The sequence below is a fragment of the Stenotrophomonas maltophilia genome, assembly GCF_002799155.1.
Classification (GTDB): Bacteria; Pseudomonadota; Gammaproteobacteria; order Xanthomonadales; family Xanthomonadaceae; genus Stenotrophomonas; species Stenotrophomonas maltophilia_R.
This window is the reverse complement of record NZ_NERD01000002.1, coordinates 1,869,947-1,889,716: the sequence shown is the minus strand read 5'-3', so window position 1 is coordinate 1,889,716 and position 19,770 is coordinate 1,869,947. Positions and strand designations below refer to the sequence as shown.

General features: G+C 67.8%; 16 protein-coding genes. 7 read left to right on the top strand and 9 right to left on the bottom strand.

Annotated elements, in window-relative coordinates; genetic code table 11:
* The first annotated feature begins 94 nt into the window (after positions 1 to 94).
* The gene (locus B9Y82_RS09370) at positions 95 to 2,446 is read left to right on the top strand and encodes a GH92 family glycosyl hydrolase (protein WP_100472695.1); all 2,352 of its coding nucleotides are present in this window, start codon (positions 95 to 97) and stop codon (positions 2,444 to 2,446) included.
* 75 nt (positions 2,447 to 2,521) lie between these two features.
* On the opposite strand, the gene B9Y82_RS09365 is transcribed toward B9Y82_RS09370, so the two are convergent.
* On the bottom strand, positions 2,522 to 3,904 hold the full coding sequence (locus B9Y82_RS09365) for a sensor histidine kinase (protein ID WP_100472693.1): 1,383 nt from the start codon (positions 3,902 to 3,904) through the stop codon (positions 2,522 to 2,524).
* Complete coding sequence (locus B9Y82_RS09360) at positions 3,897 to 4,571, bottom strand: response regulator (protein WP_100472690.1); 675 nt, start codon at positions 4,569 to 4,571, stop codon at positions 3,897 to 3,899. Before B9Y82_RS09360 ends, B9Y82_RS09365 begins: the two co-directional genes overlap by 8 nt.
* Before the next feature lie 62 nt (positions 4,572 to 4,633).
* On the opposite strand from B9Y82_RS09360, the gene B9Y82_RS09355 reads away from it, so the two are divergent.
* The 3 genes from B9Y82_RS09355 to B9Y82_RS09345 are packed head-to-tail and all read left to right on the top strand — an operon-like array spanning position 4,634 to position 10,124.
* A complete protein-coding gene (locus B9Y82_RS09355) occupies positions 4,634 to 5,881 on the top strand; it encodes a TolC family protein (protein WP_100472687.1) in 1,248 nt (415 codons plus the stop codon).
* Entirely contained in the window at positions 5,878 to 7,050 is a 1,173-nt protein-coding gene (locus B9Y82_RS09350) for an efflux RND transporter periplasmic adaptor subunit (protein ID WP_100472684.1), read from the top strand. The genes B9Y82_RS09355 and B9Y82_RS09350 overlap by 4 nt, the downstream gene beginning before the upstream one ends.
* A complete protein-coding gene (locus B9Y82_RS09345) occupies positions 7,047 to 10,124 on the top strand; it encodes an efflux RND transporter permease subunit (protein ID WP_100472682.1) in 3,078 nt (1,025 codons plus the stop codon). The genes B9Y82_RS09350 and B9Y82_RS09345 overlap by 4 nt, the downstream gene beginning before the upstream one ends.
* Positions 10,125 to 10,162: 38 nt before the next feature.
* Here B9Y82_RS09345 and B9Y82_RS09340 read toward each other — a convergent pair whose 3' ends face one another.
* Positions 10,163 to 10,906: an SDR family oxidoreductase gene (locus B9Y82_RS09340; RefSeq protein WP_100472679.1), complete on the bottom strand. Its 744-nt coding sequence runs from the start codon at positions 10,904 to 10,906 to the stop codon at positions 10,163 to 10,165.
* Between the two features lie 106 nt (positions 10,907 to 11,012).
* Here B9Y82_RS09340 and B9Y82_RS09335 point away from each other — a divergent pair, with 106 nt between their 5' ends.
* Positions 11,013 to 11,912 carry a LysR family transcriptional regulator gene (locus B9Y82_RS09335; protein WP_100472678.1) on the top strand — a complete coding sequence of 300 codons (900 nt, stop codon included), beginning with the start codon at positions 11,013 to 11,015 and terminating at the stop codon, positions 11,910 to 11,912.
* A gap of 32 nt (positions 11,913 to 11,944) precedes the next feature.
* Here the strand turns inward: B9Y82_RS09335 and B9Y82_RS09330 are convergent, their stop codons facing one another.
* Genes B9Y82_RS09330 through dkgB form a run of 4 tightly spaced genes read right to left on the bottom strand, consistent with a single transcriptional unit; the run spans position 11,945 to position 15,012 of the window.
* A complete protein-coding gene (locus tag B9Y82_RS09330) occupies positions 11,945 to 12,268 on the bottom strand; it encodes a MoaF-related domain-containing protein (protein ID WP_100472677.1) in 324 nt (107 codons plus the stop codon).
* Positions 12,265 to 13,203, bottom strand: coding sequence for a cyclase family protein (locus B9Y82_RS09325; RefSeq protein WP_100472675.1), 939 nt, complete (start codon positions 13,201 to 13,203; stop codon positions 12,265 to 12,267). The genes B9Y82_RS09330 and B9Y82_RS09325 overlap by 4 nt, the downstream gene beginning before the upstream one ends.
* Before the next feature lie 19 nt (positions 13,204 to 13,222).
* Positions 13,223 to 14,197, bottom strand: a complete 975-nt coding sequence (locus tag B9Y82_RS09320; protein WP_100472674.1) for a TIGR03571 family LLM class oxidoreductase — start codon at positions 14,195 to 14,197, stop codon at positions 13,223 to 13,225.
* An 11-nt stretch (positions 14,198 to 14,208) separates the two neighbouring features.
* Positions 14,209 to 15,012: a 2,5-didehydrogluconate reductase DkgB gene (gene dkgB, locus B9Y82_RS09315; protein ID WP_100472673.1), complete on the bottom strand. Its 804-nt coding sequence runs from the start codon at positions 15,010 to 15,012 to the stop codon at positions 14,209 to 14,211.
* 118 nt (positions 15,013 to 15,130) lie between these two features.
* Between dkgB and B9Y82_RS09310 the strand changes: the two genes are divergently transcribed.
* Positions 15,131 to 16,033: a LysR family transcriptional regulator gene (locus B9Y82_RS09310; protein WP_100472672.1), complete on the top strand. Its 903-nt coding sequence runs from the start codon at positions 15,131 to 15,133 to the stop codon at positions 16,031 to 16,033.
* 30 nt (positions 16,034 to 16,063) lie between these two features.
* Here B9Y82_RS09310 and B9Y82_RS09305 read toward each other — a convergent pair whose 3' ends face one another.
* On the bottom strand, positions 16,064 to 16,921 hold the full coding sequence (locus B9Y82_RS09305) for an AraC family transcriptional regulator (RefSeq protein WP_100475206.1): 858 nt from the start codon (positions 16,919 to 16,921) through the stop codon (positions 16,064 to 16,066).
* Positions 16,922 to 17,123: 202 nt separating this feature from the next.
* Between B9Y82_RS09305 and B9Y82_RS09300 the strand changes: the two genes are divergently transcribed.
* Positions 17,124 to 19,256 (top strand): TonB-dependent receptor, encoded by a 2,133-nt coding sequence (locus tag B9Y82_RS09300; RefSeq protein ID WP_100472671.1) that lies wholly within the window; start codon positions 17,124 to 17,126, stop codon positions 19,254 to 19,256.
* On the opposite strand, the gene B9Y82_RS09295 is transcribed toward B9Y82_RS09300, so the two are convergent.
* Positions 19,244 to 19,762 (bottom strand): MerC domain-containing protein, encoded by a 519-nt coding sequence (locus B9Y82_RS09295; RefSeq protein WP_100472670.1) that lies wholly within the window; start codon positions 19,760 to 19,762, stop codon positions 19,244 to 19,246. The two genes, B9Y82_RS09300 and B9Y82_RS09295, sit on opposite strands and share 13 nt — an antisense overlap.
* Positions 19,763 to 19,770: the final 8 nt, after the last annotated feature.

Below are 19,770 nucleotides of genomic sequence, written 5' to 3'. Positions count from 1 at the left end.
CATAGGCTGCGCCAGTGGAACCGTTCAGCCGCAGCGCAACATGCGGCGCCGATACGTGAGTGCTAGGATCTGGCCACCACCTGAATCGATCCAAATGCCGATGCCCACGCTGGACCGTCGTCTCCTGATCGCTGTCGCCGCCACGGCGATGTTCGCTTCCGGCCTGGCTTCTGCTACTCCTGCCAGATCGGTCGCCGACAAGGCCTATGCCTCGGTTGACCCGTTCATTGGTACCGGCGGCGAAGGCCACACCTACCCCGGCGCCACGGTGCCGTTCGGCATGGTCCAGCTCAGCCCGGACACGCGCATCCAGCCGCGCGAAAAGGCCTACGGCTGGGCCGCGGGCTACCGCTACGACGACAGCAGCATCGTCGGCTTCTCGCACACGCACTTCTCGGGCACCGGTCACTCCGACCTGGGCGACATCCTGCTGATGCCGTTCACCGGCGAGCCGGGCCTCGAGCGCGGCGATCCGCAGAAGCCTCGCAGCGGCTATGCCTCGCGCTTCCGCCATGACGACGAGAAGGCCGAGCCGGGCTACTACGCGGTCACCTTGGACGACTACAAGGTGCGCGCCGAGCTGACCACCAGTGCGCGCGTGGGCGTGCACCGCTATGCCTTCCCCAAGGGCACCGACGCCAAGGTGCTGCTGGACATGCGTACCAGCATGTACGACTACCCGGGCAAGGTGCTGTGGTCGCGGGTGCGGGTGCGTGCCGACGGCACGGTGACCGGCTTCCGCGAGACGCGTGGCTGGGCGCCGGGCCGCCAGCTGTACTTCGCGATGCGTTTCTCGCGACCGCTGGCCGGGCACGAGCTGCACAACACCGAACAGGACATCGTCTACAAGGGCTTCCCGCCACCGGGTGAGAAGGACCCAGCGCAGCGTGCGCAGATCGAAGGGCGGCAGCTGGTCGGTACGTTCGCGTTCGGCAAGCTGGACGCACCATTGGTGGTCAAGGTGGCCATTTCACCGGTCAGCGAAGCCGGTGCCATCGCCAACCTCGACGCGGAAGTGGCCGACTTCGATTTTGACCACGTTCGCGCGCAGGCAAAGCAGGAATGGACGCAGGCGCTGTCGGTGCTCGATATCGATGCGCCGGAACATGCGCGACGCAGCGCCTATACCGCGCTGTACCACACCCTGTTGGGGCCGACCCTGTTCATGGATGCCGATGGCCAGTACCGCGGCCCGGACAACGCCGTGCACAAGGCCGAGGGCTATACCAATTACTCCACGTTCTCGCTGTGGGATACCTATCGCGCGCTGCATCCGTTGCTGACGCTGGTGCAGCCGGAGAAGCGCAACAGCGACTTCGTCAATTCGATGCTGGCCCACCATGAGCACAGCCCGTACGGCATGCTGCCGGTGTGGTCGTTCCACGGCCTGGAAGACTGGTGCATGATCGGCTACCACGCCGTGCCGGTGATCGCCGATGCGTACGTGAAGGGCATCCGTGGCTTCGACGCCGACAAGGCGTTGAAGGCGATGGTCGAGACCGCGAACTACGGCCCCTATGACGGCATCGCGCAGTACCGCGAGCTGGGCTATGTGCCGATCGACGAGGAAGGCGAAGCGGCCAGCAAGACGCTGGAATATGCCTTCGATGACTGGACCATCGCGCGCATGGCGCAGGCGATGGGCAAGGCCGATATCGCGGCCACCTTCGACAAGCGTGCTGGCAACTGGCGCAACGCGTTCGACAAGGACACCGGCTTCATGCGAGCGCGCAATCGCGATGGCAGCTTCCGCACGCCGTTCGACCCCAGCGCCAGCGGCTACGGCACCGACTATACCGAAGGCAATGCCTGGCAGTATTCATGGTACGTGCCGCAGGACGTGGCCGGCCTGGCCGCCGCGCACGGCGGCAGCGACAAGCTGCTCGCGCGCCTCGATGAGGTGTTCAACGCCAAGGTCGATCCGTCCATCTTCGAGCACATGGAAGATATCACCGGCCTGATCGGCTGGTATGCGCATGGCAACGAGCCCAGCCATCATGTGGCCTATCTGTATTCGCATGCCGGCCAGCCGTGGCGAACGCAGGCGCGCCTGAAGCAGATCATGGACAGCCAGTACGCCGACCGCCCCGATGGCCTGGCCGGCAATGATGACGTCGGCCAGATGTCGGCGTGGTACGTGTTCACCGCGCTGGGCTTCTACCCGGTGGCACCGGGCTCGGGCGAGTACATCCTGGGTCGTCCGTTCCTGCCGAAGACCGCGATGCGCCTGCCCAACGGCAAGACGTTCACCATCGTGGCCGATGGCCTGGACGACAAGCACACCTATGTGGGCAGCGTGAGCCTCAACGGCAAGCCGCTGCAGCGCGCCTTCCTGCGCCACGACGAAATCCTGGCCGGCGGCGAGCTGCGTTTCAGCATGCAGGCCGAGCCGAACAAGGACTGGCCGGGGCAGGGTGCGCAGGCGCCGTATTCGATGAGCCGGTGATGCGGAGCGGCGCCGTCCTGCCGCCGCCATTGCCCCGCACCTGGTAGGTGCCAACCTTGGTTGGCACGCGGCGCGTCAGCGGGAACGAAACCGCAACCCCACGCGCGCGCCACCGATGGGGGCGGTGGCGATCACCAGCATCGCACCATGCCGCTGCGCGATCTCGGCCACGATCGCCAGGCCCAGTCCGCAGCCATCCCCCTGGCTGCTGGCCCGGTAGAAGCGTTCCGTGACGCGCGTGCGTTCGGCTTCGGCGATGCCGGCGCCGTCATCGTCCACCCATACCTGCACGCCCTCGGCATCCTGCTGTAGTCCCAGGGTGATCACACCGGGCACGGCACCGTAGCGCAGCGCATTGTCCAGCAGGTTGCCCAGCGCCTCGCGCAGCAGCTGGGGGGCACCCTGTACCTGCACGCCGTCGTCGGGTCCGTCGTAGCCCAGGTCCACGCCCGCCGCCAACGCACGATCGGCGTAGCGCTCCACCACGCCACGCGCCAGCGCGGCCAGGTCCAGCGGTTGCAGCGGCAGTGCGCTGCCATGCGGATCCTCGGAGCGGCTGAGCATCAGCAGCTGGTTGACCAGGTGCTGCAGCCGCGCCAGCCCGGCCAGCGTGCCGGACAGCGCCAGCTGCTGCGCCTGCGGATCATGCTGGCGCAGCGAACTCTCCAGCTCCACCTGCATCGCCGCCAGCGGCGTGCGCAACTGGTGTGCGGCGTTGCTGACGAAGCGGCGCTGCGCAGCCTGCATGGCGTCAAGTCGCTGCAGCAGCGCGTTGTACGCCTCCACGGCTGGCCATAGTTCGCGGGGGGCTTCCTGCGCGGGCTCCAGCGGCGCCAACGGATCCGGCCGCGGGCTGGCGAGCTTCCGCGCCACTTGATTGGCATGCCGTGCGGCAGCACCGGTACCGGACCAGGCCAACCATGCGGCCAGCGCCAGGATCGCGGCCTGGAACGGGATGCTGGTCAGCAGCAGCTTGCGTTCCAGGCGATGGCGCTTGCGCAGCGTCTCGGCGACGCGCAGCCGGATATCGTGGCCCGGCCCGGCGCTGACCACCACCTCCACCATGCGCACCGGCTGCCCACGCACACGTGCATCGTAGTAGACGGCATCGTCATCATTTCCAGCCGCGATTGCGGGGCGTGGCAGGGCTTCGGGCAGGTCGCCATACAGGCGCCCGCCATCGGCATCCACCACTTCGCCATGCACTTCGTCGGCGGTGTCCCAGGTGAACATGCGCGACACCGCCGGGGTGATCTCGATCGAGGCACGCCCGTCCTGCACCTTCACCAGCTCGGACAATGACATCGCCGAGTCCAGCAGCCAGCGGTCGTAGACCTGGCCGGCGTAGAAGCGGGCCAATGCGAACGATCCAACCGCGCTGCACAGCAGCAGTACCAGCAGCGGCAGCCACAGGCGGCGCAGCAGCAGGCCACGCAGGCTGAGCACGCGCTCAGTCACCCATGGCCTCCAGCCGATAACCCAGGCCGCGCAGCATGCGGATGCCGACGCCGGCGCGGGCCTGCTCCAGTTTGCGGCGCAGGCGGCTGACATGCACTTCAATCACCGACAGGTTGGCCTCGTGGTCCCAGCTGTACAGCGCGTCGAACAGGCGCTGCTTGGTGACGGTGCGGCCGGGATGCTGCATCAGCGTTTCGACCAGCGACAGTTCGCGCGCGGTCAGCTCGATGCGCTGGCCTTCGACCTGCACTTCGTTGCGGATGCTGTCGAAGCACAACCGGCCCAGACGTTTCTGCGCCGGTGCATCACTGCGGCGGCGTGACAGCGCGCGCAGGCGCGCCTCCAGTTCACCCAGGGCGAAAGGCTTGGCCAGGTAATCATCGCCGCCGCGGTCGAGGCCGAGGATGCGGTCCTCCACGCCATCGCGTGCAGTCAGGATCAGCACCGGCAGGGTGACACCATCGTTGCGCAGGCGCGAGAGCAGGTCGAGGCCATCGACGTCGGGCAATGAAAGGTCAAGCACCATCACGTCATACGGCGCGCTGGCCAGTGCAGCCGGCGCGTGCAGCCCGCGCGAGAGGTGGTCGCACAGATGGCCGGCGCCCTGCAGGGCGCGGATCAGTCCATCGGCCAGGGCGGCGTCGTCTTCGATCAGCAGGATTCGCATTGCAAGCTTCGTGCAAGGTTGGGGCAAGTCTGGCGCAAGTGCGTCACCTTACCGTGACGTGCATGAATTTTGCCCACCGTCTTGCGGCCCTGCTGGCTGCCCTTTCGTGCGCGCCTGCGGCTTCGGCGCTGTCCCTGGCAGAAGCGCAGCGTGCAATGGACGCACACAATCCGGACCTGCGTGCGGCGGCACTGGAGTTGCGCGGGGTGCAGGGCGATGCGCAGACCGCGGCACTGCGCCCGGCCACCGAGCTGTCGATCGGCACCAGCAAGGTCAGCCCCAGGCACGGCATCGGCCCAGGGCGCTGGCAGGACAAGCGCGTGGACAGCACGCTGGGCCTGGGCTGGACCTGGGAACGCGGTGGCAAGCGCGCGTTGCGCATCCGCCAGGCGGACGCGCTGCTGGAAGTGGCCGGACTGGACATGCTCGATGCCCGGCGCCGCCAACAGGTGGCGCTGCATGAAGCCTATTTCGGCCTGAAGGGCGCGCAGGAGCGGGCGCGGATTGCCGATGCCAACCGCCAGAGTTCGGCCGAGCAGATGGCGGCGGCCGACAAGCAGGTGGCGACCGGGGCGATGGCGCCGGTGGATCGCGCGCGGCTGGCGGTGGACGATCTGGCGGTGGCTGACGCGGCGCGCGAGGCGGCACTCGATCTGCGCGATGCGCGGCATGCGCTGGGCCTGCTGCTCGGCAGCGATGACAGCCGCGACCTCAGTGCCGATGACCCCTGGCCGGATGCCAGCAGCGTGGCCGACGTGCGCGCGTTCGATCCGACGCAGCGCGCCGACCTGCGTGCCGCGCGTTCGCGGCTGGCCGCGGCCGACGCTGGCGTGGCACTGGCGCGCAGCGAGCGTCGTCGCGATATCCAGCTGGGCGTGGAGGCCGAACGTGAGCCGACCGACATCAGCGGTGTTACCTGGGGCGTGTCATTGACCATTCCGCTGGGCGGGCCGTCGCGCGCACGCGGCGCGATCCAGCGTGCCGAGGCCGACCGGGACAGCGCAGCGCTGGAGCTGCAGGTACTCCAGCGCGAAGCTCGCGCCGAGCTGGACCAGCTGCAGGCCAGCGTGCAGTCCGCCGCACAGCGCCGCAGCGACTACGAGGGGCTGCAGTCCGACACTGCCCGCAAGGCGGCGGAGGGCATCGAACTGGCCTATCGCCGTGGCGCCGCCAGCCTGACCGATCTGCTCGATGCACGCCGCAGCTGGCGCGATTTCGAGGCCGCGCTGATCGAAGCGCGTGCCGACCATGCCATTGCCCTGGCGCGCTGGGAAGCGGCCACATCCGTTGCTGAAGGAGAGTCCCGATGAAGTCGATCGTCGCCCATCGCCCGCGGGCGCGGCACGCCATGCTGCCCGCCCTGCTGGCGCTGGCCCTGCTGGGCGGCTGCGGTCGCGAGCCGGCGTCCTATGCCGAGGACGCGCCCCAGGTCAGCGCCGGCCAGATCCAGTTTCCCGCCGGCAGCCGCCAGCTGGACGTGCTGCGCAGCGAAGCGGTGAGTGCCGGCGCCAGCGCCAGCCTGCAGCTGCCGGGCCGGGTGGTCTGGGACGAGACGCGCTCCAGCGCACTGCGCACGCCGTTGCCGGGGCAGGTGGCGCGCATCGAGGCGCAGCCGGGGCAGAAAGTGAAGGCCGGCCAGGTGATCGCCTGGATCACCTCGCCCGAGTTCGGCCAGGCGCAGGCGGAGGGCGTGCGAGGCCGCGCCGAGCTGCAGCAGGCGCGCAGGGAACTGGAGCGCACCCGCGAACTGCACGCGGCGGGGGTGGCGTCGGGCCGCGAGCTGGACGAGGCCGAGACCAACTTCGCCGGCAGCCAGGCCAATCACACGCGTGCGACCGCCTTCGCCAGGGCCTATGGCAACGGCCAGCACGTCGACCAGCGCCTGCCACTGCGCGCGCCCATCGATGGCGTGCTGGTGGAGCGGCGGATGAGCCCGGGCATGTCGGTCAGCCCCGACAGCGAACAGCCGTTGGCGGTGATCGGCGATCCGGACCGCCTGTGGTTGCTGCTCGATGTTCCCGAGAGCCTGGCGGGACGCCTCAAGGCGGGCATGCAGGTGAGCGTGCCCGGTGCCGATGGCCAGCCATTGCAGGCGACCCTGCAGCACGTGGATGACTTCGTCGACAGCGAGCGCCGCGTGGTGCAGGCGCGCGCCGAGCTGGACAACCATGCACGTGCCTTCAAGGCCGGCCAGTACGTGCGTGCTCAGGTTGCGTTGCCGGCCGAGGGCGGTGTCTCGCTGCCCGATGCCGCGGTGTTGCTGATCGACGGCACGCAGGTGGTGTTCGTGGAGGAGGGCAAGGGCCGCTTCGTGCGCCATGCCGTGCACGCAGAGGAGCTGGGCGACGGGCGGCTGTGGGTGCGAGAGGGCCTGCCGATGGGCAGCAAGGTGGTGGTCGAAGGTGGCCTGCTGCTGCAGCAGCTGGTCGACAGTGCGGGACCGGGCGCCAGCACCGGCACGGGGCATGCCGCCCCATGATCGATCGCCTGATTGCCTATTGCCTGCGCCAGCCGCTGATGGTGATGCTGGCGCTGCTGCTGTTCATCGGTGCCGGCATCGCCGCGTTCCGCGTGCTGCCGGTGGAAGCCTTCCCGGATGTGTCCGACACCCAGGTGACGGTGGTGTCGCTGCACCCGGGCCGTGCCGCCGAAGAGGTGGAACGCGAAGTGACGATGCCGCTGGAAGTGGCGCTGTCCGGCATTCCGCATTCGGTGCGGGTGTTCTCGCATACGCAGTTCGGCCTGTCGATGATCATCCTGACCTTCGACGACAAGGCCGATGACTATTTCGCGCGCCAGCAGGTGCTGGAGCGCCTGCAGGGCGTGGCGCTGCCGGAAGGGGTGACCCCGGAGCTGGAGGCGATGAGCTCGGCGGTGGGCGAGATCTACCGCTACGTGCTCAAGGGCCCGCACATGACGCCGACCCAGCTGCGCACCGTGCAGGAATGGACGATGGAGCGCAGCCTGCGCACCGTGCCGGGCGTGGCCGATGTGATCAGCTTCGGCGGCTTCGCGCGCACCTTCCAGGTCAAGCCGGACCTGGACAAGCTGCGTGACCGCGGCATCAGCCTCGGTGAATTCGCCGAGGCGCTGGAGAAGGGCAGCGCCAATGCCGGTGGTGGCTACGTGGAGCGCGGCCAGCAGCAGTTCCTGATCCGCGGCGTGGGCCTGATGCGTTCGCCGGCCGACATCGGCAACGTGGTGGTGGCGCAGCGCGGGGGCACGCCGATCCTGGTGCGTGACCTGGCTGGCATCGCCGATAGCGGCCTGCCCCGGCAGGGCCTGGTCGGCCAGGATGACAATGACGATGCGGTGTTCGGCATGGTGCTGATGCGCAAGGGCGAGAATCCGTCCGACGTGCTCGACGCCCTGCATGCGCGCATTGCCGAGATCCAGGCGAACCAGCTGCCGGCCGGGGTCAGCATCGAGCCGTTCTACGACCGCTCGTGGCTGGTATCGACCACGCTGAAAACCGTCTTCCGCAATCTTCTGGAAGGCGCGGTGCTGGTGTTCCTGGTGCTGTGGCTGTTCCTGTACAACGCCCGCGCCGCGCTGATCGTGGCGGCGATGATGCCGCTGGCGTTGCTGTCGACCTTCCTCGGCCTGCATCTGTGGGGCGTGCCGGCCAACCTGCTTTCGTTGGGCGCGATGGACTTCGGCATCATCATCGATGGTGCGGTGATCGTCACCGAGCACATCGTTTCGCGGCTGACCAAGCTGCCACCCACGGCAGACAGGAAGACGCGCTTCTCGACCATTCTGTCGGCAGCATCGGAGGTGGGGCGGCCAACGTTCTTCTCGATGCTGATCATCATCGCCGCGCATATTCCGATCTTCACCCTGCAGCGCCAGGAAGGCCGCATGTTCGCGCCGATGGCCTATTCGGTGACCTCGGCGTTGATCGGGGCGTTGATCCTGGCGCTGACCGTGGTGCCGCTGTTCTGCTACTGGTGGCTGCGGCGTGACCGCATGCGCGACGGCAACCCGCTGATGGACCGCCTGACCGGCTGGTACCGGCCGATCCTGGAGCACGCGCTGGCCCGCCCGCGCGCGGTGGTGCTGACCGCGGTTGCGCTGCTGGTCGGCACGCTGGCACTGGGTAGCCGCCTGGGTTCGGAGTTCCTGCCGGAGCTGGACGAAGGATCGATCTGGCTGACCGCTACGCTCGATCCAAGCACCAGCCTGGCCGAAGCGCAGCAGCAGTCGCGGCGTATCCGCGAACTGGTCGGCACCTTCCCGCAGGTGTCGACGGTGGTGGCCAAGCTGGGGCGCCCGGAAGATGGCTCCGATGCCAAGGGGGCCAACCAGATCGAAGCACTGGTGGCATTGAAGCCGGAGAAGGAGTGGCCGAAGGGCGTGGACAAGCGGCAGCTGGTGAGCGACCTGCAGCGCACGCTGGAGCAGCGCATTCCGGGGCCGGAGTTCTCGATCTCGCAGCCCGTGCGCGACAACATCCTGGAGAGCATCTCGCAGATCAAGGGCCAGGTGGTGATCAAGGTCAGTGGCTCGGATCTGGGCGTGCTGAACCAGCAGGCGCAGGCGATTCTGGGCCAGGTTCGCGGGGTGGAGGGCGTGGAGAGCGCCTTCATTGATCGCGACGGGTCGTTGCCGCAACTACAGATCGAGATCGACCGTGACCGCGCCGCACGCTATGGCCTGAACGTGCGCGACATCGACGAGGTGATCGAGACCGCACTGGGCGGGCGCCAGGTCGGTGAGCTGTGGGAGGGCGACCGCAAGTTCCCGATCACCCTGCGCCTGGACGATGCCGATCGTGACCTGCAGCGGCTGCGCACGGTGCCGGTGGGCATCGGCGATGGCCACGCCGTGACACTGTCCGACGTGGCCGAGTTCCGCATGGCCAGCGGCGCGATCAACATCTCGCGCGAGAACGCACAGCGGGTGAAGGCGGTGAGCATCTTCATCGCCGGGCGTGACATGGGCAGCGTGGTGGCCGACATGCGCAAGCGCGTGGATGCCAGCATGCAGCTGCCGGAAGGCTACCGGCTGGAGTGGTCCGGCGAGTTCGAGAACCAGCAGCGTGCGATGAAGCGGCTGGGCTGGGTGATTCCGCTGTCGGTGCTGATCATCTTCGTACTGCTGTTCGATGCTTTCAAGGACATCAGCAGTGCGGCACTGATCCTGGCCAACGTGCCACTGGCGATGATCGGCGGCATCCTGGCCCTGTGGCTGACAGGCATCCCGCTGTCAGTGTCGGCGGCAATCGGATTCATTGCATTGTTCGGGCAAGCGGTGCTGAACGGGGTGGTGATGCTCAGTCGCTTCGCCCAGCTGCGCGAGCAGGGCATGGACCTGCTGCAATCGGTGGTACAGGGTTCGCTGCAGCGCCTGCGTACAGTACTGATGACCGCTTTGCTGGCGATGTTCGGGCTGCTGCCGATGGCGACCTCGCATGCGATCGGTGCAGAGACCCAGAAGCCGCTGGCGGTGGTGGTGATCGGCGGCCTGCTGTCGGCGATGCTGCTGACCCTGCTGGTACTGCCGACGCTGTACTACTGGGTGCATCGCCGCCGCGAGGCCCGCGGCGGCTGACCGGCGCGGTGGATCCAGGCCATGCGTGGATGCGCGATCTACACCATCCCGCCGTTGGCGCGGAGCACCTGGCCGTTGATCCACGCACCGTCAGCACCGGCCAGGAACGCTACCGCACCGGCGATGTCATCCGGCGTACCCAGGCGTTCCAGAGGGTTCAACTTCGCCAAGCGCTCGATCAGCTCGGGCGATTTGCCATCCAGGAACAGGTCGGTGGCGGTGGGGCCTGGTGCCACCGCGTTCACGGTGATGTTGCGCCCACGCAGCTCCTTGCTGAGGATCGCGCCCATTGTCTCCACGGCCGCCTTGCTGGCCGCGTACACGCTGTAGTTCTCCAGCCGGATGCCGACCACGCTGGTGGACAGGGTGATCAGGCGGCCACCGTCGCGGACCCGCCGTGCACTTTCGCGCAGCACATTGAACGCGCCCTTGAGGTTGATGCCGATCACCCTGTCGAACAGGGCGTCGTCGGTGTCGGCCAGCGAGGCCAGTTGCAGCACGCCAGCACTGTTGACCACCACATCGAGACCACCCAAACGGGCCTCGATGGCCTCGAACAGCTGGCGCACCGCCTGCGGGTCTGCCACATCGGCCTGCAACGCGATGGCCTGCGCACCGGCTGCGTTGAGTTCGGCCGCCAACGCTTCGGCGTCGTCGCGGCGCCCCGCATAGTTGATGGCGACTGCGTGGCCATCGGCGGCGAGCCGGCGGGAGATGGCGGCGCCGATGCCACGGGAGCCACCGGTGACCAGGGCGACAGAGGAGGTGGGGGAGGGGGTCATGCTGGCGTCCAGTGGGGCACGCCGGAGTGGCGCTGGGCCATCTTCGCGACATTGTCCTTTCGGATAATCCTGCATAATCCGCCAACATCATCCGGATAGCCGAACAATGGACCGCTTCACGGCCATGCGCGCCTTCGTCCGTATCGTCGAGCGCCGCAGCTTCACCCGCGCCTCCGAGGACCTGGGCCTGCCGCGGGCCACGGTGACCGACGCGATCAAGACGCTGGAACAGCTGCTGGGCGTGCGACTGCTGCACCGGACCACGCGTCTGGTGGTGCCGACGCTGGAAGGCGAGGCCTTCTATGGCCGTTGCCTGCGCCTGATCGCCGACATGGACGATGCAGAGGCCGCGTTCCGTGACGTGCCGCCGCGCGGCCCATTGCGCATTGAAGTGCATGGCACGCTGGGCCGGCACCTGCTGTTTCCGCACCTGCCGGACTTCCTGCAGCGCTACCCGGAGATCGACCTGGAGGTCAGCGAGGGCGACCGCTATGTCGACCTGCTGCGCGAAGGCGTGGATGCAGCGCTGAGGGTGGGGACGCTGGCCGACAGCGATCTGGCGGCGCGACGGCTGACCCTGCTGCGCGAGGTGACGGTGGCCTCGCCGGATTACCTGCAGGCCAAGGGCGTGCCGGGCAGCATCGATGCCCTGCAGGACGGCCACCAGATGGTCGGCTACCGCTCCAGCGCAACCGGCCAGCTGATTCCGCTGGAGTTCCAGCAGGGTGGGCAAGTGCATTACCTGCCGCTGCCGGCGCGGGTGCGTGTTTCCGGCGCGGATGCGTTCCTCGGGGCCGCGCTGGCGGGCCTGGGCATCATCCAGGCGCCGCGCTACCGGATGGACCCGTACATCGCGCGCGGGCAGCTGGTTGAGCTGTTGCCTGAGGCGCCGCCGACGCCAAGCCCCTTGAGCCTGGTCTACCCACGCAACCGCACCCCATCGCCACGGTTGCGGGTGTTCATCGACTGGGTGGCCGGGGTGTTCGACCAGGAACGACGTTCCTGAGACGCCGCATGGGCTGGTGGTGCCGGCCGGCATCACAGCGCTGCCAGCGGCCCCTGCATGCGATGGAAGCTGCCATCGGTGGCGGTGAACCAGCCCAGCGAACGCCCGCCGACGAAATCATCGACATGCACGACCGTAGCGCCATCGGCTTCCTGCCACGAAATGGCATAGACCCCGTCGCTGATCCTGTGCCACTCACAGGCGGCTTCACCCCGCGCACCGGCGTAGGCGCCGGAGACGATGGCGTACTGCACGTGGCGGCCATCGGCGCTGTAGACATTGTCGGCGGCCAGTCCGTCATAGCTGACGCGGAAGCGGCGGCCGGCGAATTCGGGAAGGTCAGCGGTCGTGGTCATCGGATCGCCACCGGGTTGATGTTCACCTGGGTCGAGCCGACGTACAGCGGCTGGCCCAGCACGAACAGGAACTCCCAGGCCTTGTCGCGCACCAGCGCGCGGCTGTCGATCAGCTCCAGGTTGTAGATGCCGCGCTTGGCCAGCATGTACTGGTTGATCGGGAACTCTTCGGCACCGTTCGGGTTCGGGTAGACCTCCGAGGCCCAGGTGTCGCCACCGAAGGCGACGATGCCCTGGTCGGCCAGCCACTTCGCGGCCTCCATGCCGATGCCCGGTTCCACTTCCAGGAACTGTTTGTCGTCCTTGCCGATCAGTTCCAGCCAGCCGGTGTTGAACAGCACCACGTCGCCCTTGCGCAGGCTCAGGCCCTGCTTCTTCAGAACGGCCTGGATGTCGGCCACGGTGAACTCGGTACCGCCGGGCACGATCGCCTTGCCGTAGTACGCGGTCATGTCCAGCACGACGCCGCGGGTGACCATCGGCGGCACCTTCTCGACGCCGAGCTTGCGCACGCCGTCCACGGTGACGAAGTCGGCGGCCTTGTTGCCGTTGTAGTAGACGTTGTCGATGCCGATATGGCCGATGCCGTTGAGCTGGGTGCCAACGCCGGTCCAGGCGTTCACCAGTTCATCGTTGAAGGTGAACCTGTTGGGGCCCAGCGACTTGCCGGCCTGCTGGCCGACCTGCACGTTGTACAGGCGGAAGCTGCGGTGGCGGAACGCGGGCAGGTTCTTGTCCACCGGCACCGCCAGCGGATAGGTCTTGCCGGTCCTGACCAGCGAAACTGCGTGCTTGACCACGTCTGCGGTCAGCAGGTTGGCCGCGCCGATCTCGTCATTGGCACCGTAGGCCGAGGGATACCAGTCCTCGGCGGTGGCCTGGAAGGACAGCGGCAGGGTGGCCAGCGCAAGCGCGGCCAGGGTCTTCATTTTCATGGCAAAGCTCCGGTAACTGTCAGGCCGTCGCGGGGGCGGCAAGCGGGGCATGCGACGCGGCCGCGCCGGCATGGACCGGGAAGTGCGGCAGCACGTACTCGGCGATTTCGTGGAAGGTCTCGGCCAACGGCCGTTCGTTGCGGCGGAACTGCAGGCCGATGTGGTCGACACCGGCCGCCCGCATGGCGTGCAGCTCGGCCAGCAGGGCGTTGCGGCCGCCGCGCAGGCCGAAGCGCCAGCGCTGCAGGGGGGCATCGGCATCGGCCACCAGGTCCAGGTGGATGAAGCTGGCATACGGCTTGTTGCCGGCCACGGCGCGCCAGGCCGCCACGCGTTGTGCATGGTCCTGCGGCGTGCCCGGGTAGGCCAGGCAGCCGTCCATGTGCTGGCCGATCCACGCCGGTTGCTGCTGGGCCAGGCCGGCCACGAACAGCGGCACGGCCGGGCCGTCCGCAGGCAGCACGTCCAAGCCCTGCGGCAGGTGCGCGGCGGCGCCTTCGCGCAGCAGTGCGACCTGCTCGCGGAAGCGGCTGCCACGGCTGTCGAAGTCGCGGCCGAACAACGGGTACTCCACCGGGCGGTCGCCACTGGCCACGCCCAGCAGCAGGCGGTCACCGCTCAGCCGCTGCACGCTGCGCGCCGACTTCAGGGTCAGCAACGGCTCGCGGATCGGCAGCACCACCGCACCGGTACCCAGCAGGATGTGCTCGGTGATACCAGCCAGGTAGCCGAGGTAACTGAACACCTCGAATACCTGCGCCGCATCGCCGAAGGCCGGGTCGTACACCGGCACGTCGCGTACCCACAGCGCACGGAAGCCGAGGCGGTCGGCCAACCGTGCCAGTTCCGCATGGCGTTGCAGGTCCGGTTCGCCGGGCAGGCGCCGCGCGGCGCGTCGTGCCTGTTCGCCCTGCGGCGTCCAGTCATTGTCCAGCGGTGCCTCGATGCCGATGCTGAAACCACCGGCCTGCAGCCGCGCCAACGCACTGACCATGGCGTTGCGCCTCAGTCCCAGGCCGGGGCCAGGCCCGGCGGATCGACTTCGCGGCCGTTGCGCTCAAGCGCGGCGATCGCGGCCATGTCATCGGCATCCAGGCGCAGGTCCTGGGCGAGCAGGTTGCTGGCCAGGTTCTCGCGCTTGGTCGACGACGGAATGACCGAGTAACCGCGCTGCAGCGCCCATGCCAGCGCGACCTGGGCCACGGTGGCCTGGTGCTTGCCGGCGATGGCGGCCAGCACCGGATCCTTCAGCACCTTGCCGTAGGCCAGGGTCATGTAGGAGGTGACGGTGATGCCCTGGTCGTGCAGGAAAGCGGTCAGTGCCGGGTTCTGCAGGTAGGGACTCAGTTCGATCTGGTTGGTGGCGATCTGACCGGCACCAACCACCTCGATGGCCTGCCGGGTCAGCGCGATATTGAAGTTGGACACACCGATCTGGCGGGTCAGGCCCTGCGCCTTGGCGTCGGCCAGCGCGGTCATGTATTCGCGCAGTTCAACGCCATTGCCCGGCGCCGGCCAGTGGATCAGCAACAGGTCCACATGGTCGGTGCGCAGCTTGGCCAGGCTGTCGCGCAGGCTCGGAATCAGCTTGTCGGCGGCATGGTTGTCCACCCAGATCTTGGTGGTCAGGAACAGCTGGTCGCGCGGCACGCCGGATTCGGTGATGGCCTGGCCGACCTCGGCTTCGTTGCCGTAGATCTGCGCGGTGTCGATTGCACGGTAGCCGACCTCGAGGGCGTTGCGTACCGAGTCGATGACGGTCTGGCCGGTCAGGCGGAAAGTGCCGACGCCAAAGGAAGGAACGCTCATGGTGGACTCCAGGGACTTCGTTGGGAGCCGGTGGGCTCGGGACTGGGCGAAGTGTGGGCGCTTTACATTTGTTGATTAAGCTGTGTATACGGGAAATGCTTTTGCGCCGAGGTAAACAATGAAAACCACCCTGGATGAGTTGAAGGCTTTCGTGGCGGTGGTCGACAGTGGCTCGATCACCGCAGCGGCCGAAGGGCTGGAGCTGACCATCTCGGCCACCAGCCGCACCCTGGCGCGGCTGGAGGACAAGCTGCAGACCACGCTGCTGCGGCGGACCACGCGACGGCTGGAACTGACCGAGGAAGGCGCCGCGTTCCTGGAGTACGCGCGCACGATCCTGGCCACGGTCGACGAGGCCGAGGAACAGATGGCCGCGCGCCGCCTGCAACCGGTCGGGCGCCTGCGCGTGGATGCGGCTACGCCGTTCATGCTGCACGTGATCGTGCCGCTGCTGGAAGGCTTCCGCGCGCGCTACCCGCAGGTGGAGCTGGAGCTGAATTCCAACGAGGGCATCACCGACCTGATCGAGAAGCGCACCGACGTGGCGTTCCGCATCGGCGTGCTGCGCGATTCCACCCTGCATGCGCGGCCGATCGGCCACAGCCGCATCCGCGTGGTGGCCAGCCCCGAGTACCTGCGCCGGCACGGCACGCCCACGCGCGTGGAGCAGCTGCGCACGCATGACCTGCTCGGCTTCACCCAGCCCAGTTCATTGAACGAGTGGCCGCTGCACGATGACGATGGTGGGCCGTTCGTGATCGAGCCGGCCATCGCTTCGTCCAGCGGTGAGACGCTGCGGCAGATGGCGGTGGCCGGGCTGGGCATCGCCTGCCTGTCCGATTTCCTGACCCGCCAGGACCGGCGCGACGGTCGCCTGGTGCAGCTGTTCGCCAGGCAGACGCAGGACGTCCGGCAGCCGATCAACGCGGTGTACTACCGCAACACCGCGTTGGCCGCGCGCATTACCTGTTTCGTCGACCACGTGACGCAGACGCTGGGGCAGCGCCCGTTCGACGAGTGAGTCGCCAGCGCTGGACGGGCAGGGCCGGCGCTACCGCGGGCTGCGGTGCTGCGCGGCCCACGCGGACGGTGAGCAGCCGGCTACACGCCGGAAGGCCGCGCTGAACTTGCTGGGGTTGGCGTAGCCGCAGGCCAGTGCGACGTCGGTGACGCTGCGTCCCTGCGCTAGCTGCGTGCACGCCCACTGCATGCGGCGCCGGGTCAGGAACGCATAGGGTGGCAGCCCGGTGGTGGCACGCAGCGCACGGCTGAACGTCGATGGGTCCATCCGCAGCGCTGCCGCCAGCTGCGCAACCGCCAGCGGCTGGCCGTACTGCGCGTCGATGTACTCCTGCAGGTACTGGAGTTGCCGCACGGACAGCGCAGTGGCCCTCGGCGGCGTCGCGTGCCCGAGCCCGGCAAGCTGTCGCAGGCGGTGCAGCAGCACGCGTGCGCCGTGCTCGAGAAATCCGGGAAGGCAGGCATCGGCCTGCGCGCTGCACCGCAACGCCTGCAGCACCGAGGTGACCACCGGGTCGCGCTGCAGGCGCACCGCCAGCGGTTGCAGGTCATGCAGCCGGTGCGCCTCCTGCTGCAGGAGGCCGGTGTCGATGGCCAGGCCGAGCACGTCCACTGCGGGGCTGGCATAGGTACCGATGTCACCGGGCAGGACCACATTGAACTGGCCAGGCTGCCAGACGCCCTGCAGCAGGCCGCTATGGCTGCGTTGCTGCAGACGCCCGCCGCCACCGATGGCCATGCCCAGGCGCAGCTGGTGGGGATGGCCCATGCAGCCTTCGCTTGGCCCGAAGCGATGACGCAGCAACACCACCGCACCATCGTCGCTGGCCACCATCGCGGGCGGTTGCGGTCCGATTTCCTGCAGCAGCTGGTCGGCGAGGGCTCGCATCAGGAAAGCATGCATCACGGATCCGGAAATGGAGCAGTGCTGCCAGGAATGGAGTGGCGGCACTGCGTGAATGTTACAGAATAACACTCTTGTCCCGCGCTGCCGCCGCCTGCGCGGCTGCCATTTCACCATTGAGGTTCATCCGTTGAAGCCGTCCACGCCTGTCGCCGCGCTTGTCGCGGCATCCCTGATCATCCCTGCCATGCCCGCTCTCGCCCAGCAGGCTGACCCGGCCACGCTCGACGGCGTCCGGGTCACCGGTTCCAAGCGCGATACCCCGTACCTGAAGAGCGATCTGTCGGTGACGGTGCTCGACCGGCAAGCGCTGAAAGAGGCCGGCGTCACCGAATTCCGTGACCTGGACAAGCTTGCGCCCAACGTGAAGTTCAATGCGATGGGGCAGCTCAGCAACATGTTCATCTCGATCCGCGGCATCGAGTCCAATCCCTTCCTGGTCAACCGCGCCTCGGTCTACATCGATGGCATCCCGTTCCGGGAGTTGAGCAACGCCGTGCTCAACCAGGTCGAGTTGGTGGAAGTGCTGCGCGGGCCGCAGGGCACGCTGTACGGTGCCAACAGCGAGTCGGGGCTGGTGCTGGTGCGCACACGCGGCCCGGCCGATGCGCGCGAGGGCGAGCTCAACGTGCGCAGCACCTGGTTTGGCAACGGTAATGGCACCGCTCTTGATGGTTTCCTGGCAGGTCCGCTGGACACGGCGGGCAGCCTGTCCGGCTCGGTGGCGTTCATGGGCTCGGACGAAGATGCATACCTGAAGAACCTCACGCCCTCCGGTGCACGCGGCAGGGTGGGCGAAGGCTATCTGCAGGGCAAGCTGCGCTGGCGGCCAAGCGACTATGTCTCGGTGAACGCGCTCGCCTACCACCTGCGCACACGCGCGCCCGGCATGTTCGAGTATGAATACCTGCCGCTGGATACCAGCCTCTACAACCGCACCTACGGTACCTCGCTCAATGGCGGCCGTCGTGCCGGTGACTTCACCTACATCAATGACGCACCGAAGCGCACCGAAAAGGATGAGTCGGTTGCGGGCCTGAGCGCGCAGTGGCAGTTGCAGGCCGGCACGCTGGACGTGGCCGCCTCCTGGCGCGGCGAGGAAGTGACCTCCGCCGGCTATGACTTCGACATGACCCAAAGCCCGGCCCTGGCAGGCCGCATCTACGACAGGAAGAAGGAATGGACGGCCGAGGCGCGCTTCAGTTCGCCCAGTGACCAGGCCCTGGCCTGGATGGCCGGTGTGTCCACCTATCGCAACAGCAAGGATTCGATCCTGGGGACGTTCGTCGGCCCTGCGCTGCATGGGCTGGACAGCTACAACCTGGCACCGCGGCAGACCTCCAAGGGCGAGGACTACAGCGTGTTCGCCACCGCCAGCTACACCTTCCCCGCGCTGCCCAGGCTGACCGCCAGCGCCGGCCTGCGCCATGAGCAGGCGCGGCGTTCCACCGAGCAGCGTGCCGGTGCGCTGGACCTGGGCGCCGGTGGCCGCGTGCTGTACCGCGACGCCGCGCTGGCGCATACCTTCACGGCGACGCTGCCGCGGGTGTCGCTGCGCTACGACGCCACCGACGACCTGTCCTTCTATGCCGCTTCAGCCAAGGGCTACATCCCGGGCGGCTTCAATCTGGCCGCAGCGCAGAGCGATGTGGTCAACGACAAGGTGCTGCGCTACGAATCCGAACGTATGTGGAGCCACGAGCTTGGCTTCAAGATGAATCTGGGCGGCGGCCGTGGTCATATCGGTGGGGCGGTGTTCCACATCACCTCGGACAACTGGCAGGAGATCCAGGTGGCCACCGATGGCAACGGTCGCCCGATTTCGTCGGACTACGTGGGATCGGACGCCTCGATCCGGTCACGGGGTGCAGAACTGGAGGGTGTGTTCGAAGTAGTGCCTGGCTTCACGCTGATGGCGAATGTGGGCTACGTCGATGCGAAGTACACCAAGCTGTGGGTCAGCGTGGACCAGAATCTGGATGGCAAGCGGGTCAAGCTGACCCCGCATTACACCGGCTACCTGGCCGCACGCTACCAGTACGAGTCTGGACTTTACGCACGGTTGGAATCGCAGTTCACCGGCTCCAGCGCGCTGGATGAACGCAACCGCGCCTTCCAGCCGGCCGTCGCCGTGCTGGGTGCGCAGCTGGGTTATGAGGCCGGGCCGTGGAGCGCGCGGGTGTTCGTGCAGAACCTCACCAACAGGCGTCGCATCAATGGCCTGATCTTCGACAACCTGGCATTCGGCCGCGACGGCAACTACTACGGCCCGGTCGACAGCCCGCGGATCTTCGGGGCGGAAGTGGGCTATCGCTTCTGACCAACGCCGTGCCGGCCAGTGGCCGACATCGTGGGGCGCCGGCGCAATGCGCGCCGGTTGCCGATGTGCGCACAGGCCAGCAGCACGCCACCACTGGCCGTCGCTGCACCGTGCCAGAGCAGCGATTCCTTCAGCGGCAGGTAGAGCGAGGCGGACAGCAGCAGGATCGCGCCGGCGCAGGCCAACTGCACGGGCCGCCAGCGCCCATGCCGGCGCACCCCGGCCGAGGTACTCGCCAGTGCCAGCGACGAGGCCAGCAGCGCGAACAGCCATTCCCAGCGCGACATCATCAACAGCAACGTCATCGCGCCATGGCCGGGGTGCTGGAACGAGCGCAGCGCCATCATCGCTGCCGGCACGAACGCCAGCAGCAGGGGCAGGGCGATGCAATGGGCGGCGCAGGCCAGGGACAACCAGGCACCGGCAAGATCGAAACGGGGGTGCCAGCGTGCCGAAGTTGGCGGCTGGGCCGGGGCCCTTGCGGGCGTCGTGGGGATGTGGTCCATAATGTTAC